The sequence below is a fragment of the Gordonia sp. (in: high G+C Gram-positive bacteria) genome (assembly GCF_049299075.1).
Lineage (GTDB): Bacteria > Actinomycetota > Actinomycetes > Mycobacteriales > Mycobacteriaceae > Gordonia.
The window spans coordinates 1-2,070 of the sequence record NZ_JBAQWU010000455.1 but is presented as its reverse complement, the minus strand read 5'-3'; the positions used below and the strand labels follow the sequence as shown (position 1 = coordinate 2,070).

The window sequence follows — 2,070 nt, the reverse complement described above, 5'->3', positions numbered from 1 at the left end:
CCGCACCGGTGCCCACCGACTCCCAGTTGCACCCGATGGGTCTGAGTATCGTCGAGTAGCGTCCCGCCGACCGAGTACCAACGCTCCGGACGGGGCGATTCGGCCGCGGCCGGGGCGATTCGACGGCAGGCAGTACGGAATGTCACAGGAGGACACGATGGCGACTTCTTCGCCAGTGCAGGTAGAGCGGGTCGAGTATCAGCAGCGCAGCGTGCGCAGCCGGTTGACGTGGGTCGGCATGCGCGTAGGAGCCTACCCGGTGATTGCCGCGTGGTCGCGAATGCCCGAACGCCACTGGCCGTACGACGCGTTCGATCAAGTGAGCGGCAAGGTGGTGCCGCCGCTGCCGGGGAACTTCTGCGAGCCAGTGCGGCTGCCGCACTGCGCGGCCGAACTGCAGATTCCGCAGGGCGCGCGCTCGGATCGGGCGATTCTCTATTTACACGGCGGGGCCTTTATCGTCGGTGGCATCGGTTCGCATCGTCGCCTAGCCGGGTCGATCGCCGCCCACGCGCACGCCCAGGTCTTGGCCGTCGGCTACCGCAAGATGCCTGATCATCCGCCATCGGTATCGGTGCAAGACTGCTTCGACGGCTACCAGTGGCTCCTCGACCGCGGTTTCACGCCCGAGCAGATCGTGATCGCCGGCGATTCGGCGGGCGGCTTCTTGGCCGCGATGACCGCAGTCACCATCCGCGATAAAGGAATGTCGCGCCCGGCCGGGCTGATCTGCGAGAACCCGTTGATCGACCCGACGCCGTCGCGCCGTCGCGAAGGCGCCTACCGGGTCGCCGACCCACTGTTCCCGCACCGGGCATTCACCGAGTTCGACCGGCTGATCCGGTTGAGCGAGCCGACCGGCGACGCTGTCGCCCCGCTCGACGGCGATCTGTCTGGCCTGCCACCCACCCTGATCCAGGTCGGCTCGCACGAGACGCTGCGCGTGGACTCCGAAGACTTCGCCGCCGCGCTCGCCGCGGTCGGCGTCCCGGTCCGTTTGGAGATCTACAAGGGTGCGGTCCACGTGTTCCAGGCCTTTATCGACGTGCTCCCCGAATCCCGGACCGCGATCAAGGCCATGGCCCGCTTCGCGGTGCAGTGTTACGGCGACGCTGGCTGGTCCCCCCACTGACCCGGGCGGTCAGGTCAGGCCGGCCTCGCCGAGGATTACCCGATAGACAAGCGCAGTTTCCGGGCCGAGCACCGCACCGACCAGCTCGATCAGCGTGTGCACAAATCCCGGTCCGTGTACCGCACCGGGCGGGTCGGCGTGAACGGCCGGATCAAGGTGATGCGCCACCTCATGCAAGACCACCAATTCCCGCATGGCCCAACGGTTTTCCTCGGTCGCGGGCACTGCGATCTCGGCCTTAGCCGAGTTGTAGTGCGCGGCCGACGCTGACCGACGATCCCGCACCGTCACCGGAATCTGCGCCCGATCAAAGTGCTCGACGACACCACTGAGCGCCAACACCCGGTCCACATAGCGCTGCACGGAGTCGACCGAGGCGAACTTCGCTTCGGCAGGCAACGTCAGCCGCGCCCCGGCCAGCTCGACGGTGTGCGCGCTCGGCCCTGGACGCTCCATCAGCCGATAGACCATCCGCTCGGCCGCATAGAACGCCGATCGCTTGCTGTCCCGGGTCATGGCTCGGCCTACTTGCCCAATGCGCCACGCGCCGAACCGAATTGGCGGTCGGCGCCGATCTTGGCCCGACGTCCCGCCGAGTCGCCGGCGCGGCGCGCCGCCGTCGAATAGCCCGCCGTGGCGCTGCTCGGCCGCCAGCTTCCGCGGGCACTGGAGGTCTGCTTGTAGAAGTCGGCGACCTCCACCTCTTTGTGTCGCAGAGCAATCGCCGTGGACGATGCCCCCGGCGCCGTGGCGATCTCGGCCTCGTCGCCGGCGATGGCGGTACGCCGCTGCTCATCGCGCGCTTGGAGCAGGCGCGCGCCAATCCGTTCGGCGAAGGCGGACTGGAAGTTCAGGCGCGCGGTAATCGGCGAGAGCGACTTCTCCTCCACCACGCGGCGTCGCCACGGCCCGTAATCGCGCGTCACGACCTGCTGGGC

2 protein-coding genes and 1 pseudogene are annotated in these 2,070 nt (G+C 68.2%); 1 reads left to right on the top strand and 2 read right to left on the bottom strand.

Annotated elements, in window-relative coordinates:
- Positions 1-157 precede the first annotated feature (157 nt).
- Entirely contained in the window at positions 158-1,132 is a 975-nt protein-coding gene (locus WAW85_RS14395; protein WP_422560280.1) for an alpha/beta hydrolase, read from the top strand.
- 9 nt (positions 1,133-1,141) lie between these two features.
- Here WAW85_RS14395 and WAW85_RS14390 read toward each other — a convergent pair whose 3' ends face one another.
- Both WAW85_RS14390 and WAW85_RS14385 read right to left on the bottom strand, forming a co-directional pair.
- The gene (locus WAW85_RS14390; protein ID WP_422560279.1) at positions 1,142-1,648 is read right to left on the bottom strand and encodes a TIGR04338 family metallohydrolase; all 507 of its coding nucleotides are present in this window, start codon (positions 1,646-1,648) and stop codon (positions 1,142-1,144) included.
- 8 nt (positions 1,649-1,656) lie between these two features.
- Positions 1,657-2,070, bottom strand: a pseudogene (locus WAW85_RS14385) (hypothetical protein); the annotation flags it as partial.

Excerpts from the sequence above, each read along its gene's own strand:
- WAW85_RS14390 (WP_422560279.1), bottom strand. The coding sequence starts at position 1,648 with ATGACCCGGGACAGCAAGCGATCGGCGTTCTATGCGGCCGAGCGGATG.
- WAW85_RS14395 (WP_422560280.1), top strand. The coding sequence starts at position 158 with ATGGCGACTTCTTCGCCAGTGCAGGTAGAGCGGGTCGAGTATCAGCAG.